The sequence below is a fragment of the Streptomyces formicae genome, assembly GCF_002556545.1.
Classification (GTDB): domain Bacteria; phylum Actinomycetota; class Actinomycetes; order Streptomycetales; family Streptomycetaceae; genus Streptomyces; species Streptomyces formicae_A.
On record NZ_CP022685.1, the window covers coordinates 2,559,116 to 2,575,294 of the forward strand.

Annotated in this window: 14 protein-coding genes; 7 read left to right on the forward strand and 7 right to left on the reverse strand. The window is 70.9% G+C overall.

Annotation, left to right across the window (positions count from 1 at the left end; translation table 11 throughout):
* The first annotated feature begins 301 nt into the window (after positions 1–301).
* Entirely contained in the window at positions 302–1,678 is a 1,377-nt protein-coding gene (locus tag KY5_RS10790; protein ID WP_098242028.1) for a cysteine desulfurase/sulfurtransferase TusA family protein, read from the forward strand.
* Between the two features lie 5 nt (positions 1,679–1,683).
* Here KY5_RS10790 and KY5_RS10795 read toward each other — a convergent pair whose 3' ends face one another.
* A complete protein-coding gene (locus KY5_RS10795) occupies positions 1,684–2,658 on the reverse strand; it encodes a carbohydrate kinase family protein (protein WP_098242029.1) in 975 nt (324 codons plus the stop codon).
* 136 nt (positions 2,659–2,794) lie between these two features.
* Between KY5_RS10795 and KY5_RS10800 the strand changes: the two genes are divergently transcribed.
* Both KY5_RS10800 and KY5_RS10805 read left to right on the forward strand, forming a co-directional pair.
* Complete coding sequence (locus tag KY5_RS10800) at positions 2,795–3,037, forward strand: hypothetical protein (protein ID WP_098242030.1); 243 nt, start codon at positions 2,795–2,797, stop codon at positions 3,035–3,037.
* A 193-nt stretch (positions 3,038–3,230) separates the two neighbouring features.
* A complete protein-coding gene (locus KY5_RS10805; protein ID WP_098242031.1) occupies positions 3,231–4,724 on the forward strand; it encodes a hypothetical protein in 1,494 nt (497 codons plus the stop codon).
* A 112-nt stretch (positions 4,725–4,836) separates the two neighbouring features.
* Here the strand turns inward: KY5_RS10805 and KY5_RS10810 are convergent, their stop codons facing one another.
* The gene (locus KY5_RS10810) at positions 4,837–5,193 is read right to left on the reverse strand and encodes a HesB/IscA family protein (RefSeq protein ID WP_098242032.1); all 357 of its coding nucleotides are present in this window, start codon (positions 5,191–5,193) and stop codon (positions 4,837–4,839) included.
* A gap of 246 nt (positions 5,194–5,439) precedes the next feature.
* Here KY5_RS10810 and nadA point away from each other — a divergent pair, with 246 nt between their 5' ends.
* The gene (nadA, locus tag KY5_RS10820; RefSeq protein WP_199843024.1) at positions 5,440–6,636 is read left to right on the forward strand and encodes a quinolinate synthase NadA; all 1,197 of its coding nucleotides are present in this window, start codon (positions 5,440–5,442) and stop codon (positions 6,634–6,636) included.
* Positions 6,637–6,700: 64 nt separating this feature from the next.
* Here the strand turns inward: nadA and KY5_RS10825 are convergent, their stop codons facing one another.
* From KY5_RS10825 to KY5_RS10845, 5 genes are all read right to left on the reverse strand, one after another.
* Entirely contained in the window at positions 6,701–9,847 is a 3,147-nt protein-coding gene (locus tag KY5_RS10825) for an efflux RND transporter permease subunit (RefSeq protein ID WP_098242035.1), read from the reverse strand.
* Positions 9,848–10,022: 175 nt separating this feature from the next.
* Positions 10,023–10,703, reverse strand: coding sequence for a response regulator (locus KY5_RS10830; protein ID WP_098242036.1), 681 nt, complete (start codon positions 10,701–10,703; stop codon positions 10,023–10,025).
* Positions 10,700–11,953: a sensor histidine kinase gene (locus KY5_RS10835; RefSeq protein WP_199843026.1), complete on the reverse strand. Its 1,254-nt coding sequence runs from the start codon at positions 11,951–11,953 to the stop codon at positions 10,700–10,702. The genes KY5_RS10830 and KY5_RS10835 overlap by 4 nt, the downstream gene beginning before the upstream one ends.
* A 154-nt stretch (positions 11,954–12,107) precedes the next feature.
* Complete coding sequence (pspAA, locus tag KY5_RS10840) at positions 12,108–12,386, reverse strand: PspA-associated protein PspAA (protein WP_098242038.1); 279 nt, start codon at positions 12,384–12,386, stop codon at positions 12,108–12,110.
* A gap of 26 nt (positions 12,387–12,412) precedes the next feature.
* On the reverse strand, positions 12,413–13,207 hold the full coding sequence (locus KY5_RS10845) for a PspA/IM30 family protein (RefSeq protein ID WP_098242039.1): 795 nt from the start codon (positions 13,205–13,207) through the stop codon (positions 12,413–12,415).
* A gap of 291 nt (positions 13,208–13,498) precedes the next feature.
* On the opposite strand from KY5_RS10845, the gene KY5_RS10850 reads away from it, so the two are divergent.
* The 3 genes from KY5_RS10850 (at position 13,499) to KY5_RS10860 (ending at position 16,098) form a co-directional block, all read left to right on the forward strand.
* A complete protein-coding gene (locus tag KY5_RS10850; protein ID WP_098242040.1) occupies positions 13,499–14,119 on the forward strand; it encodes a DUF3043 domain-containing protein in 621 nt (206 codons plus the stop codon).
* Positions 14,120–14,178: 59 nt separating this feature from the next.
* A complete protein-coding gene (locus KY5_RS10855; protein ID WP_098242041.1) occupies positions 14,179–14,901 on the forward strand; it encodes a class I SAM-dependent methyltransferase in 723 nt (240 codons plus the stop codon).
* Between the two features lie 138 nt (positions 14,902–15,039).
* Positions 15,040–16,098, forward strand: a complete 1,059-nt coding sequence (locus KY5_RS10860) for a S1C family serine protease (RefSeq protein WP_098242042.1) — start codon at positions 15,040–15,042, stop codon at positions 16,096–16,098.
* The last annotated feature ends 81 nt before the right edge of the window (positions 16,099–16,179 follow it).

The following is a 16,179-nucleotide window of genomic DNA, read 5'->3' on the forward strand; positions in this document are numbered from 1 at the left end:
CTTCTCGCTGGTCGGTCGCCGCCCTGCTGCGGGCAGGGGTTTGGATGTTTATGCGGACCAAACCCTACTGGACGCTATTTGGGGTCGCGCGGGGAGGGTGCCTAACGCGCCGCGGGTCACTCCGAAGGGTGGGCGCCGCGCCGTCGGCGGCTTTCTGACGGGGGGTCGGAACGCCCAGTGACTCGGCGGGGTCTCCCGGTTCGCGACCGCACGTCCGTCGTGGCTTGTCGCGCAGTTCCCCGCGCCCCTAAGGGACGCCCCGTCGGGGCGCTCCCTCCAGTTGACGTCTTAGCGTGGGGGCGTGTCCTACTTCGATGTCGCCTCCTCCGCTCCCCTGCATCCCGTTGCCCGGCAGGCCCTGATGGCCTCGCTCGACGAGGGGTGGGCCGATCCCGCGCGGCTCTACCGCGAGGGGCGGCGGGCCAGGCTGCTGCTCGACGCCGCGCGCGAGGCGGCCGCCGATTCCGTGGGGTGCAGGCCCGACGAGCTCGTCTTCACCTCGTCGGGGACCCGCGCCGTGCACTCCGGGATCGCGGGCGCGCTGGCCGGGCGGCGGCGCGTCGGAGACCACCTGATCGTGTCTGCGGTCGAACATTCGTCGGTGCTCCATTCGGCCGCGGCCCATGAGGTGGACGGCGGGGCGGTCACCGAGGTGCCGGTGGACCGGGGCGGGGCCGTGGACCCGGACGCGTACGCCGCGGCGCTGCGCGCGGACACCGCGCTGGCCTGTCTGCAGTCCGCCAACCACGAGGTGGGCACCGAGCAGCCGGTGGCCGAGGTGGCCGCCGCGTGCCGCGCGGCCGGGGTGCCGCTCCTCGTGGACGCGGCGCAGTCGCTGCCCTGGGGCCCCGTCGAAGGGGACTGGTCGCTGCTCACGGGAAGCGCCCACAAGTGGGGCGGTCCCTCGGGCGTGGGACTCCTCGTCGTACGCAAGGGGGTGCGGTTCGCTCCCCCGGGCGCGGTCGACGAGCGGGAGTCGGGGCGGGCCGCCGGTTTCGAGAACATCCCGGCCGTCGTCGCGGCGGCCGCCTCGCTGCGGGCGGTGCGGGCCGAGGCGGCGGCGCAGGGCGCGCGGCTGCGGGAGCTGACGGAGCGGATCAGGGCGCGGGTGCCCGCTCTCGTGCCCGACGTGGAGGTGGTGGGCGATCCGGTGCGGCGCCTTCCGCACCTGGTCACCTTCTCCTGTCTCTATGTCGACGGGGAGACGGTCCTGCACGAGCTGGACCGGGCGGGCTTCTCCGTGTCGTCGGGCTCGTCGTGCACCAGCTCGACGCTGACGCCGAGCCACGTGCTGCGCGCCATGGGGGTGGTGAGCGAGGGGAACGTACGGGTCTCGCTGCCGCTGGGCACGGAGGAGGCGGAGGTCGAGCGGTTCCTCGACGTGCTGCCCGGGGTGGTGCGCGGGGTGCGGGACACGCTGGGGGCGCCGGTCGAGGGCGGCAGCGGGGACGCCGACGCCGTGACCGTGGACGCGCTCGGGATGAGCTGCCCGCTGCCGGTCATCGAACTGGCCAGGGCGATCGGGCGGGTGCGGGTGGGCGGCACCGTCACCGTGCTCGCGGACGACGAGGTCGCCGCGGTGGACATTCCCGCGTGGTGCTGGACGCGGCAGCAGGAGTACGTGGGTGAGCGGCCGGCGGACCGCGGAGTCGCCTACGTGGTCCGCCGGAGCTCGTGAGCGGCTTAGGAGAGGTGCGCCTTGATCTCGGTGGCGGCCTCGTGGCCGTACGCCTTGGTGAAGCGGTCCATGAAGTTGCTGCGCTTCAGCTCGTACTCCTGGGTGCCGACGGTCTCGATGACCAGGGTGGCGAGCATGCAGCCGACCTGGGCCGCGCGCTCGTGCGAGACGCCCCAGGCCAGGCCCGAGAGGAAGCCCGCGCGGAACGCGTCGCCGACGCCGGTCGGCTCGACCTTGGCCTCCTCCTCCGGCACGCCGACCTCGATCGGGTCCTGGCCCACGGCCTCGATGCGCACGCCGCGCGAGCCGAGGGTCGTCACGCGGTGGCCGACCTTGGAGAGGATCTCGGCGTCGGTCCAGCCGGTCTTGGACTCGATGAGGCCCTTCTCGTACTCGTTGGAGAAGAGGTAGGTGGCGCCGTCCAGGAGGACGCGGATCTCCTCGCCGTCCATGCGCGCGATCTGCTGCGAGAAGTCCGCGGCGAACGGGATCGCGCGGGAGCGGCACTCCTCGGTGTGGCGGAGCATCGCCTCGGGGTCGTCGGCGCCGATCAGGACGAGGTCGAGGCCGCCGACGCGCTCGGCGACGGCGTGCAGCTCGATGAGTCGGGCCTCGCTCATCGCGCCGGTGTAGAAGGAGCCGATCTGGTTGTGGTCGGCGTCCGTGGTGCAGACGAAGCGCGCGGTGTGCAGCGTCTCGGAGATGCGGACGGCCGAGGTGTCCACGCCGTGCCGGTCGAGCCAGGCGCGGTACTCGTCGAAGTCCGACCCGGCGGCGCCGACGAGGAAGGGCTTCGTGCCGAGCTGCCCCATGCCGAAGGTGATGTTCGCTGCGACGCCTCCCCTTCGTACGTCCAGGGCGTCTACCAGGAACGAGAGAGAGACCGTGTGCAGCTGATCGGCGACCAACTGGTCGGCGAAGCGGCCGGGGAAGGTCATCAGGTGGTCGGTGGCGATGGAGCCGGTGACTGCGATACGCACGGCTGGATGCTCCCGAGGGCGAAAGGCGAGGGGTTGACAGTTCACGCTACCGGGTCGGGGCGCTGCCACTGAAGTGGCAAAAACTACCCGATAGTAGGGCTTTCTTCGTACTGGGCGGGATGCATACGGTTCCGGTATGGCCGCTCTCTCGCACGTCTCGAAGCATTCCGCCGCACAGCGTTCCGTCGCACAGCACCCCGGCGAACTCGCCCCGGAGACCCTGGAGTCCCTGCGCGGGGACTGCGCCCGCATGGCCCCGCACTGGGTGGTCCCTGCCGCCGGCGCCACCGCGCCCGTACCGCCCTCCTTGATCCACGGGATCACCGTCCCGCCCGCCTCGGCGCGGATCCTCGACGGAATGTCCGAATACGGGGACTGAGAGAGACTGGTTCCGGGCTGGTTCCGGGCTGGTTCCGGGCTGGTTCCGGGCTCCGGCGCGCGTTCAGGGAACCGTGCGCTCCCCTGCCGCGTCCCATCGCCGTCCCCCGTAAAGGGGATGTGAGATACGACGAGGCCCACCTGCAGCTTTCCGTGGGTCTCCCGGGACAGCAGTGCAGCGAAGGAGCGATGCGGTGAGCACCGAGCGATCCGATCAAGAGGCGGCCGAGCCACAGCGGCGGCGTTCACGTCTCGCCGTCGCCTCGGTCGCGGCCACCGTGCTGCTGATCGGCGGCGGTGGCGCGTACTTCGCCACGTCCGCGTCCGGCGGCAGCGGCGACCGGGGCGGCGACGGCGCGCCCGCGGGGAGCGACGGCACTCCGCCGCCGCTCGCCCTGGACGGCTACACGGACGGCGCGAAGGACAGCGGCTCCGGCGGTACGGACGGCACGGGCGGTACGGGCAGCACGAACAGCATCGCGCCCGGCGAGCCCGACCCGAGCGGCGTCACGTACAAGGCGAAGGGGAAGCTTCCCGAGGGACCCGGCTCGGCGCCCGTCTACCACGCGCGGGGCGAGGTCACCCGGGGCGAGGTGAGCGACCTGGCGAAGGCGCTCGGCATCTCCGGGACGCCGACGAGCCAGGACGGCGCCTGGCGGGTGGGCCAGGACAAGGACGGCACGGGCCCCTCCCTCCAGGTGACCAAGCAGGCGCCGGGCACCTGGACGTACTCCCGTCACGGCATCGGCGGGAGCGACAACTGCCCCAAGGCCAAGCCCTGTTCGTCCACCTCCACCGCGCCGAACGGCGACAGCGGGGACGCGGTGGGCGAGCAGGCCGCCAAGAAGGCCGCGGCGCCGGTCCTGAAGGCGCTCGGCCAGGACGACGCGAAGCTGGACGCCGGTCAACTCATGGGCGCCGTACGGGTGGTGAACGCCGATCCGAAGATCGGCGGCCTGCCGACGTACGGCTGGTCGACCGGCATCCAGGTCGGCTCCGACGGTCAAGTGGTCGGCGGCAGCGGCCTGTTGAAGGCCCCCGACAAGGGCGCCACCTATCCGGTGATCAGCGCCAGGGCGACCCTGGACCGGCTGAACTCGACCAACGGCGGGGGCGGGGTCGGCATCGGCGGCTGCGCGACCCCCGTGCCGCACAAGGACGACAGCACGCGGGCGGAGGGCGGCAGCGGCGGCGACAAGCAGGCGCCGTGCGGGCCGTCGTCCGCTCACCCGAAGCCTCGTCCGGTCGAGGTCAGCGGAGCCGTCTTCGGGCTCGCGACGCACTTCGTGGACGGCAGGCAGGCCCTCGTACCGTCCTGGCTCTTCGAGGTGAAGCCGCAGGGCGCGCAGGACACCTTCACGGTGACGCACCCGGCGGTCGACCCCGAGTTCCTCACGTCGCCGAGCAACACGAGCGACAAGAAGGAGACGAGCAAGGCGGGCATCGAGTCCTACAGCGCCGACGGCGCCTCGCTGACCGTGCGCTTCTGGGGCGGCGCGTGCAGCGACTACGCGGCGTCGGCGAAGGAGGACGGGGACCGCGTGACGGTCACCGTCACCGAGACCAAGCAGCAGGGCAAGGTCTGCATCATGATGGCCAAGGAGATCTCGAAGACGGTGAAGCTCGACAAGCCGCTCGGTGACCGGAAGGTCGTCGACGCGACGGGCAGGAACGTGCCGCGGAAGTAGCGCCGGGACACCCCGGTGCCTGCGCAAAAGGCGGCGGCCCCCCGACATTTCGGGGGGCCGCCGCCTTACGCGTACGCCTTCGGGCCGTGGACCGGATCACCCGGCCCGCGGACTAGTTGAAGGAGTCGCCGCAGGCGCAGGAGCCCGTGGCGTTCGGGTTGTCGATCGTGAAGCCCTGCTTCTCGATGGTGTCCACGAAGTCGATGGACGCGCCGCCCAGGTAGGGAGCGCTCATCCGGTCGGTGACGACCTTCACGCCGTCGAAGTCCTTGACGACGTCGCCGTCGAGCGAGCGCTCGTCGAAGAACAGCTGGTAGCGCAGGCCCGAGCAGCCGCCGGGCTGAACGGCGACGCGCAGCGCCAGGTCGTCCCGGCCCTCCTGCTCAAGGAGGCCCTTCACCTTGGCCGCGGCGGCCTCGGACAGGAGGATGCCGTCGCTCACGGTGGTGGTCTCGTCCGATACGGACATCTGCTTCTCTCCCGGGTTGTTCGGAGACTGCTTGCCGACGGTTGCAACCGGCGGGGCCGCGGATTCATTCCGGGCCGAGCGCTTTCGTCTTACCCCTTCATGCTCGCACATGGCATCCCGTGGGGCACCGGGCCTCGGTCGCGCGAATTCGTCACATCGACACTATGGCCATCGTCAAACTGACGTGAAGCGGTTATGATAGATAACGTCAGTTAGACGAAAAGGCTCGTCTGCAGAAAAGAAAGGGTGCGTGTCGTGACCACCGCCCAGTCCCCCGTGGAACTCGACGTCCAGCCGACGCCGCTCGCCCTGCTGCTGCTCGGCCGCGAGGCCGACCCGAAGAGCGAGCGCGGCGTGGAGTGCCCCGGCGATCTGCCGTCGCCCTCCGACCCCGACCTGGTGGAGCGCGCCCGCGCCGCCAAGGAGAAGCTCGGGGACAAGGTCTTCGTGCTCGGCCACCACTACCAGCGCGACGAGGTCATCCAGTTCGCGGACGTCACCGGCGACTCCTTCAAGCTGGCCAAGGACGCGGCCGCCAAGCCCGAGGCCGAGTACATCGTCTTCTGCGGCGTGCACTTCATGGCCGAGTCCGCGGACATCCTGACCACGGACGACCAGAAGGTGGTCCTGCCCGACCTGGCCGCCGGGTGCTCGATGGCCGACATGGCCACCGCCGAGCAGGTCGCCGAGTGCTGGGACGTCCTGTCCGACGCCGGGATCGCCGAGCAGGTCGTGCCGGTGTCGTACATGAACTCCTCCGCCGACATCAAGGCCTTCACCGGCAAGCACGGCGGCACGATCTGTACGTCGTCCAACGCCAAGCGCGCCCTGGAGTGGGCCTTCGAGCAGGGCGAGAAGGTCCTCTTCCTGCCCGACCAGCACCTCGGCAGGAACACCGCCGTGCGCGACATGGGCCTCTCGCTCGACGACTGCGTCCTGTACAACCCGCACAAGCCGAACGGCGGCCTGACGCCCGAGCAGCTGCGCGACGCGAAGATGATCCTGTGGCGCGGGCACTGCTCGGTGCACGGGCGCTTCTCGCTGGAGTCGGTCGAGGACGTGCGCGCGCGGATACCCGGCGTGAACGTCCTGGTGCACCCGGAGTGCAAGCACGAGGTCGTGGCCGCCGCCGACTACGTGGGCTCCACCGAGCACATCATCAAGACCCTGGAGGCGGCCCCCGCCGGGTCCAAGTGGGCCATCGGCACCGAGCTCAACCTCGTACGCCGCCTGGCGAACCGGTTCGCCGCCGAGGACAAGGAGATCGTCTTCCTCGACAAGACGGTCTGCTTCTGCTCGACCATGAACCGCATCGACCTGCCGCACCTGGTCTGGACCCTGGAGTCCCTCGCCGAGGGGAACCTCGTCAACCAGATCGAGGTCGACCGCGAGACCGAGCAGTTCGCGAAGCTGGCTCTTGAGCGGATGTTGGCGCTTCCGTAGTCCTGCCTTTCTCGCGCGTAAGGGGCGCCCGCTATTGCGGGCGCCCCTTACGCGTTCTCAGCTCTCAGTGCACATCTGCGGGTGCTTCGTGGCTGGTCGCGCAGTTCCCCGCGCCCCTTTCGGGCGCTCCGCGCTTCGCCGCCTTCTTCTTCGCCCTGCGCTCCTTGCGGAGTTCCACCATCGCGTAGAGCGTCGGGACCAGGAGGAGGGTGAGGAGGGTCGACGTGATCAGGCCGCCGATCACCACCACCGCGAGCGGCTGGGCGATGAAGCCGCCCTCGCCCGTGATGCCCAGGGCCATCGGGAGCAGGGCGAAGATCGTCGCCAGGGCCGTCATGAGGATCGGGCGCAGTCGGTGGCGACCGCCCTCGACGACCGCTTCGACCGTGCCGTAACCCTGCTTGCGGTACTGGTTGATGAGGTCGATCAGCACGATCGCGTTGGTGACCACGATGCCGATGAGCATCAGCATGCCGATCATCGCGGGGACGCCCATCGGGGTGTCCGTGACGACGAGCAGGCCGATCGCGCCGGTCGCCGCGAACGGGATGGAGACCAGCAGGATCAGCGGCTGGACCAGCGAGCGGAACGTGGCGACCAGGAGCATGAAGACGATCGCGATCGCCGCGAGCATCGCCAGGCCCAGGGACGCGAACGCCTCGTCCTGGTCCTCGGAGACGCCGCCGATCGAGGCCGTGGCGCCGTCGGGCAGCTTCAGCGCGTCCAGCTTCTTGGTGAGGTCCGCGCTGACCGCGCCGGTGTTGTCACCGGTCGGCTTCGCGGTGATCGTCGCGGCCCGGGCCCCGTCGATGCGGGTCATCGACACCGGGCCGTCCACCAGCTTCACTTCGGCGATCGAGCCGAGCCTGAGGCCAGGACCGAGCGGCAGCTTCTTCAGCTCGTCGAGGGTCGCGGCCGGCTTCGCCGACTTGATCACGACGTCGCGCTCGGTGTCGTCGAGGGTAGCCTTGCCGCTGGTGGTGCCGTGCACCGCCTGGGCGACGGCCTGACCGAGGGTCGACTGGTCGAACCCGGCCGCCGCCGCCTTGTCGTTGGCCTTGACCGAGATCCTCGGGACGCTCTGCGACAGGTCGCTCTGCACGTCGGTGACGTCGTCGAGCTTCGCGACCTCAGCGCGCACCTCGTCGGACGCCTTGCGCAGCACGTCCCCGTCGGCGGCCTTCACCACGACGCTGAGGTCCTGGTTGCCGAAGCCGTCACCGGCCGAGACCTTGGTCCGGCCGATGCCGGAGAGCTCGCCGAGCTTCTTCTCGACCAGGTCCTGCGTCTTGTCGTACGACGCCTTGTCCTTGAGGGTCAGGGTGTACGACGCCTGGTTGGTGTCCGTGGATCCGCCGAAGGCGGCCATGAACCCGGAGGAGCCGACCGTGACCTGGTAGTCCTTGATCTCGTCGAGGCCGGAGAGCATCTTCTCGACCTTCTTGGCCGCGGCGTCGGACGCGGCGAGGCTGGTGCCCGGCTTCAACTCCTGCTTGATGGAGAGGACTTCCTGCTCGCCCTGGTCGAAGAAGTTGGTCTTCAGGAGGGGGGCCATGCCGAAGGTGCCGACCAGGATCACGATCGCGATGCCGAGGCTGGTGAGGCGGCGGCGGGTCGCGAAGCGCAGGACCGGGACGTACAGCCGCTGGAGCCTGCTGCGCCGCTCCTTCTCCTCCGCCGTGCGGCGCGCCTCCTCCGGGTCGACCCCCTGGATCGACTTGGGAGCGCGCAGGAACCAGTACGAGAGGACCGGCACCACCGTGAGGGAGACGAGCAGGGAGGCGAGCAGCGCCGCCGTGACCGTCAGCGAGAACGAGCCGAAGAGCTCGCCGACCATGCCGCCGGTCAGACCGATGGGCAGGAACACGGCGACGGTCGTCAGGGTCGAGGACGTCACCGCGCCCGCGACCTCGCGCACCGCCTTGAGGATCGCCTCCTGGCGCTCCTCGCCGTAGCCGAGGTGGCGCTTGATGTTCTCCAGGACCACGATCGAGTCGTCCACGACGCGGCCGATCGCGATCGTCAGGGCGCCCAGCGTCAGCATGTTGAGCGAGAGGTCGCGGGTCCACAGGACGATCAGGGCCAGGACGACCGAGAGCGGGATGGAGACCGCGGTGACCAGCGTCGAGCGGATCGACGCGAGGAAGACCAGGATGACGAGCACCGCGAAGACCAGGCCGAGCGCGCCCTCGGTGGTGAGGCCCTTGATGGACTTGGAGACGGCCGGGCCCTGGTCGCTCGCGACCGTGAGCTCGGCGCCGGAGCCGAGGTCCTCGCGCAGGTCGGGAAGCTTGTCCTTGACCGCGTCGGAGATGGCGACCGCGCTGCCGTCGTGGTCCATGGTGACCGAGACGGCGAGGCTGGGCTCGCCGTCGGTGCGGGTGATGGACGTCGCGGTGGCCTGCTCCTGCTCGACCGTGGCGACGTCGCCGAGGCGCACGGGCTTGCCGGGCCGCTCGCCCGGCTTGGCCTCGGGCGCGACCCGCAGGTCCTGGATCTGCTTGAGGGAGGTGAAGCCGCCGCCGACCTGGACGGTGCGGTTCTTGCCGTCCTCGTCGAAGGAGCCCGCGGGGAGCGTGGCGCCGCCCGCCTGGAGCGCCTTGCCGAGCGCGGCCGTCGAAAGCCCCGCCTTGGCCAGCTTCTTGTCGTCGGGGGTGACGTTGACCTGGAGGTCACGCACGCCGTCGACGGTGACCTGGCCGACGCCGTCGATGTCCTTCAGGGCCGGTACGACGGTGCGGTCGAGCTGGTCGGCGAGCGCCTGCTGGTCCTTGTCGGAGGTGACCGAGAGGACGACGGTGGGGATGTCGTCGGTGGAGCCCGCGACGACCTGCGGGTCGACGTCGTCGGGGAGTTCGGCGCGGGTCCGGTTCACGGCCTGCTGGACGTCGGCGACGAGCTGCTTGGTGCCGCTGCCGTAGTCGAACTGGGCCATGATCACGGCGTTGCCCTCGCTCGCCGTGGAGGTGATGCCGGTGATGCCGTCGACCGCGTCGATGTTGTTCTCGAGCGGCTCGACGACCTGCTTCTCGACCACATCGGGGGACGCGCCCTGGTAGGGGGCGAGCACGGACACCATGGGCAGTTCGATGGTGGGCAGCAGCTGCTGCTTGAGCTGCGGTATCGCGATGGCGCCGAAGACGATCGCGATGATCGACATCAGCCCGACCAGTGCCCGTTGGGCAAGGCTGAACCTGGACAGCCAGGACATGGGGGTCTCTCTCTGTGGCGTACGCGGGGGGAAGCGGCGGGCTCCGGGAGGTCACTGCCTCCGGCAGGCCGGATGCCCACCCCACACCCTCGGCCATGGGGAAGGCATCGAGCCTCACCCCAGGGACCCGTTCTTACGCCGCGCCTACTGCGGGCGCAGTACGCCACCCCCGCGCTCACTCCACCCTTGGACGGACCAGGCCCGATTCGTAGGCGATGACGACGAGTTGGGCCCTGTCCCGCGCGCCCAGTTTCGCCATCGCGCGGTTCACGTGGGTCTTCACGGTGAGCGGGCTGACCTCCAGACGCTCGGCGATCTCGTCGTTGGAGTGGCCGCCCGCCACCTGCACGAGGACCTCGCGCTCGCGTCCGGTGAGCGCGTCGAGGCGCTCACCGCGCACCGCGCCCTCGCCGTCCGAACCCTCGCCCTGCGCGAGGAACTTGGCGATCAGGCCCTTGGTGGCCACCGGGGAGAGCAGCGCCTCGCCCGCGGCCGCGATGCGGATCGCGCCGAGCAGTTCCTCGGGCTCCGCGCCCTTGCCGAGGAACCCCGAGGCGCCCGCGCGCAGCGACTGCACCACGTACTCGTCGACCTCGAACGTCGTCAGCATCACCACGCGTACGTGGGCGAGGGCCGGGTCGGCGCTGATCAGGCGGGTGGCGGCGAGTCCGTCCGTGCCGGGCATGCGGATGTCCATCAGGACCACGTCGGCCCGCTCCGACGTGGCGAGCCTGACCGCCTCCGCCCCGTCGGACGCCTCCCCGACCACCTCCATGTCGGGCTCGGAGTCGACGAGCACCTTGAAGGCGCTGCGCAGCAGCGCCTGGTCGTCGGCGAGCAGTACCCGGATCGTCACGCGGTGCCTCCCTTGGCGGTGACGGGCAGGATCGCATGGACGCGGAAGCCGCCTCCGTAGCGGGGCCCGACCGAGCAGCGGCCGCCGAGCGCGCCGACGCGTTCGCGCATGCCGATCAGACCGTGCCCGCCGCCTTCGAGGTGCCCCGCGGCGCCCTTGTCACCCTTGTCGCCCTTGCCGTCCTGACCGTCCTGGCCCGCGCCGGGGCCGTCGTCCAGGACGGTCACCTCCACGTTCGGCCCGACGCGTACGACGCTGACCTCGGCCTTGGCCGCCGCGCCCGCGTGCTTCTGCACGTTGGTGAGCGCTTCCTGGATGATCCGGAAGGCGGCGAGGTCGACGGCGGCGGGCAGGTCGAGGCCGACCTGTCCCATCGCCACCTCCACGGGCAGGCCCGCGTTGCGGAAGGTGTCGACCAGTTCGTCCAGGCGGTGCAGGCCGGGGGCGGGTTCCGTGGGCGCCTCGGGGTCGCCGGTCTGGCGCAACAGGCCGACGGTGGCGCGGAGTTCGTTGAGCGCGGAGCGGCTGGCGTCGCGCACGTGCGCGAGCGCCTCCTTGGCCTGGTCGGGCCGCTTGTCCATGACGTGCGCCGCGACGCCCGCCTGCACGTTGACCAGCGCGATGTGATGGGCGACCACGTCGTGCAGATCCCTGGCGATGCGCAGCCGCTCCTCGGCGACGCGGCGCCTCGCCTCTTCCTCACGGGTGCGCTCCGCGCGTTCGGCGCGCTCCCTGATCGCGGCGACGAAGGCCCGGCGGCTGCGCACCGCGTCGCCCGCGGCCGCGGCCATGCCGGTCCAGGCGAAGATGCCGATGTTCTCCTGGGAGTACCAGGGAAGCGGTCCCGAGAGCATCGCGACGCCGGTGAGACCCGCCATGGTGATCAGACCGATCCGCCAGGTCGTGGACCGGTCGGTGCGCGCGGCCACGGTGAACAGCGCGACCACGGCGCACATCACCACGGGGTCGCGGGGCCCGCCGGTGAGCAGTTCGGCGATGGAGGCGGCGCAGGTCGCGCCGAGCACGGACCAGGGCGCGCGGCGCCGGAAGACCAGGAGGACGGCGCCGAGGACCATCAGGAGCAGGCTCGGGAGGTCCGGGGTGCGGGTGCCCCAGGTGGGGCCGCGCTGGCCGTTGGGCTCGGCGAAGGAGCCGATGACCATGCAGATGAGGACGACGGTCGCGACGGCCGCGTCCACCGCGAGCGGGTGCGTTCTGGCCCAGCCGCGGCCTCGTACGAGAGTGGTCACTCTCTCCACGTTACGGGGCCCGGGCGGCGGCCTGGACGGGGTCTCGTGCATCCGCCCCCGCGGCGGTGCTGTCACCCGGAGCGGGATCTTCGTTCGGCCGCGGGCCGTGGGGGCTGGGCGCGCAGTTCCCCGCGCCCCTTGCGGGGCGCCCCTGTCAGCCCGGGATCAAGCCGTCGTCGCTGAGCATGTCCTTGACCTCGTCCAGGGTGGCGTCCTGGGCGGGGAGGATCAGTTCCGAGGGTTCGAGGGCGTCGTCCGGGAGGGGGGTGCCCAGCTCCCGGACCTTGTCCAGGAGCGCGTGCAGCGTGCGGCGGAAGCCGGACTCGTCGCCGCTCTCCATCTCCTCGAGCAGCTCGTCGTCCAGCTTGTTCAGCTCGGCGAAGTGGCCGTCGGCCAGCTTCACCTGCCCCTCCCCCATGATCCGTACGATCATGTCGTCCTCCTCGGACGTGCGTAGGGCTACTGCTTGTCGAAGCGCGGGGTGTCCTGCGGCTGCGGCGTCTGGGACTGGCCCTGGCCGCCCTCGATCGCCTGCTTGCCGCCGCTGGAGCCTCCGGCCAGTTCGGCCTTCATGCGCTGCAGTTCCAGCTCTACATCTGTACCACCGGAGAGGCGGTCGAGCTCGGACTGGATGTCGTCCTTGGCAAGCCCGGAGGAGTCGTCGAGGGCACCGGACGCGAGCAGTTCGTCGATCGCGCCGGCCCGCGCCTGGAGCTGCGCGGTCTTGTCCTCGGCGCGCTGGATCGCCATGCCGACGTCGCCCATCTCCTCGGAGATGCCGGAGAAGGCCTCGCCGATGCGGGTCTGCGCCTGCGCCGCGGTGTAGGTGGCCTTGATCGTCTCCTTCTTCGTACGGAAGGCGTCGACCTTGGCCTGCAAGCGCTGGGCCGCCAGAGTGAGCTTCTCCTCCTCGCCCTGGAGCGTCTGGTGCTGCGTCTCCAGGTCCGTCACCTGCTGCTGGAGCGCGGCACGGCGGGACAGGGCCTCGCGGGCCAGGTCCTCGCGGCCGAGGGCGAGCGCCTTGCGGCCCTGGTCCTCGAGGGTGGAGGACTGCTTGTTCAGCTGGGCGAGCTGCAGTTCGAGGCGCTTGCGGGACGTCGCCACGTCGGCGACGCCACGGCGCACCTTCTGCAACAGCTCGAGCTGCTTCTGGTACGAGTAATCGAGGGTTTCGCGCGGGTCCTCGGCCCGGTCAAGGGCCTTGTTCGCCTTCGCGCGGAAGATCATCCCCATACGCTTCATGACACCGCTCATGGGCTTCGCGCGCCCCCTTCTGACGGACTTCCAGCTCCAGGTACTGCTCAGAACCCACAGTACGGGCCCTGCATCCATTACCGCACTGTTCGCGTGCGGATGCGCTCATCCCCAAGGACGACTGCGTCCGCCACCGCTCCGGCGTAAGGAGTAGGTGCACCCCTGTGAGCCGACCCCGAAACAGGCGGGGAACCGACCGTGAACCGGCTGGATACCGCCTGCTACGTCCCCTTAGGCACGTAAATCAAGACGCCCGGTGTTGCCGGATCGTTCCCCCGTGGGCGGGGGTCCATGCGTCCGCACCCCGTACCCTTGGATTTTGTGTTCCGTAGCCGATCCAAGGAAGAGAAGGCCCCGGCCGCGCCGGTGACCGACTCCAAGCAGCCCCGTGACCCGCAGGCCCCGAAGGGCCGCCCCACCCCCAAGCGCTCCATGGCCCAGTCGCAGCGCCGCAGCGTGACGAACACGCCGACGACGCGCAAGGAGGCGGCGAAGCGGCAGCGCGACGAGCGCCGCACCCAGATGGCCAAGCAGCGCGAGGCCCTGGCCAGTGGTGACGAGCGGTATCTGCCCGCTCGTGACAAGGGTCCCGTGCGCAAGTTCGCGCGCGACTTCGTGGACTCCCGCTTCAACATCGCCGAGTACTTCCTGCCGATGGCGGTGATCATCCTCGTCCTGAGCATGGTCCGCGTCCCGCAGCTGCAGAACATCGCGCTGTTGCTCTGGCTCTTCGTGATCGTGCTGATCATCGGGGACTCGATCTCCACCGCGTTCCGCCTGAAGAAGCGCCTCGCCGAGCGCTTCCCGAGCGAGCCCAAGAAGGGCGCCGTCTTCTACGCCCTGATGCGCACGCTCCAGATGCGTCGGCTGCGGCTGCCGAAGCCGCAGGTCAAGCGCGGAGAGCGGCCCTGAGCGGATTCACCGGCGGGGCCACCGCCTGGCTGACGAAGCTGGGCGGTCTGCGCAATGCCGTGCGTCAGGAGCTGGTGGCCCGGCAGCTCGACGAGCAGATAGCCGCGCGCTTCCCCGTGGGGCAGCGGCTGCGGGTGCTCGACGTGGGCATGGGCCAGGGGACGCAGGCACTGCGTCTGGCCCGTGCCGGGCACAAGGTGACGGGTGTCGAGCAGGACTCCGAGATGATCGCCGCCGCGCGTGCGGCGCTCGCCGGGGAGCCCGAGGGCATCCGAGGCCGGGTGCGGATCGTCGAGGGCGACGGGCACCAGACCGGGGTGCACTTCCTGCCGGGCAGCTTCGACGTGGTGCTCTGCCACGGCGTCCTGATGTACGTCGAGGAGCCGGACGCGCTGCTCGCCGGGCTCGCCAGGATGCTGGCTCCCGGCGGCCTCCTCTCGCTCCTGGTGCGCAACGCGGAGGCGCTGGCCATGCGGCCGGGCCTGGCCGGTGACTGGGCGGGGGCGCTCGCCGCGTTCGACTCCGCCAGGTACCGCAACCGGCTCGGCATCGAGGCCAGGGCGGACCGGCTCGACGCGCTGACCGCCACGCTGGCGGGAATCGCGGCGCCGTTGCAGGTCTGGTACGGGGTGCGGGTCTTCACGGACACCGTGGGCGACGACCCCGTGCTGCCGCCGGAGTCGGAGCTGGAGTCGCTGCTCGCCGCGGAGGAGCGGGCCGGGCGGATCGACCCGTATCGGCGGGTCGCTGCTCTGCTGCACCTGTGTGGGGTGCGGGACTAGTCGCTCCGCCGGAAGGCCGGTGCCGCGTCTGCGGGTCGGATGTGGCTGGTCGCGCAGTTCCCCGCGCCCCTTTCGGGGCACCCACCCGTTTGCCCCGCGACGCGAGCGACGCGTTGGGGCAATACGGACACTCGGGGCATGGATGCCTCCCACACCCGCGCCCTCTCCGTGCCCCTCGTCGCCGCCCTCGCCGCAGCCGCCCTCGTCGGCGGCTGCGCCTCCTCCGGGTCCGGCGACTCCGGCGGCTCCACCACGCAGGCCGCCCCCGCCGCCGCCAACGACCTCCAGGACGACTACCAGAAGGTGATCAAGGACGTCCTGCCGTCGGTCGTCCAGATCGACGCCGGCGACAGCCTCGGCTCCGGGGTCGTCTACGACGACAAGGGGCACATCGTCACCAACGCCCACGTCGTGGGCGAGGAGAAGTCCTTCAAGGTGACCACGGCCACCGGCGAGCAGGCGCTGACCGCCGACCTCGTCTCGGCCTATCCCGAGCAGGACCTCGCCGTGATCAAGCTGAAGGACGTGCCGAGCGGTCTGAAGGCGGCAACGTTCGGCGACTCCACCAAGGCCGGGGTCGGACAGATCGTGCTCGCCATGGGGTCCCCGCTCGGCCTCTCCTCCAGCGTCACCCAGGGCATCGTGTCGGCCACCGGGCGCACCGTGAGCGAGGGCCGCAGGGGCGGCGGCACCGGGGCCACCATCGGCAACATGGTGCAGACCTCGGCGGCGATCAACCCGGGCAACAGCGGCGGCGCCCTGGTGGACCTCGACGGGCAGGTCATCGGGATCCCGACGCTCGCCGCGACCGACCCGGACATGGGCGACAGCGCGGCGCCGGGCATCGGCTTCGCCATCCCGTCCTCGATGGTGAAGACCGTCGCCGACCAGATCGTCAAGGACGGCAAGGTCACCGACTCGGGCCGGGCCGCGCTCGGCATCACGGGCCGCACCGTCCTCGGCGAGGACTACCGTCCCGCGGGCGTGGCCGTCGTCGAGGTCAAGGAGGACGGCGCGGCCGACGACGCGGGGCTGCGGCCCGGTGACATCGTCACCGAGCTCGGCGACGACCCGATCACCACCATCGAGTCGCTCTCCGAGGTGCTCGCCGGTGACCGGCCGGGGCAGAAGACGCGCGTGACGTACGTACGCGACGGCGACGAGAAGTCCGCCGAGGTCACCCTCGGCGAGATGTAGCCCCGTCCCGCGCACTCCCCCGGCGGGGCCCGGCCGGAACGTGCGGGAGGCGGTGGCCGGACTCCGGCCACCGCCTCCCGC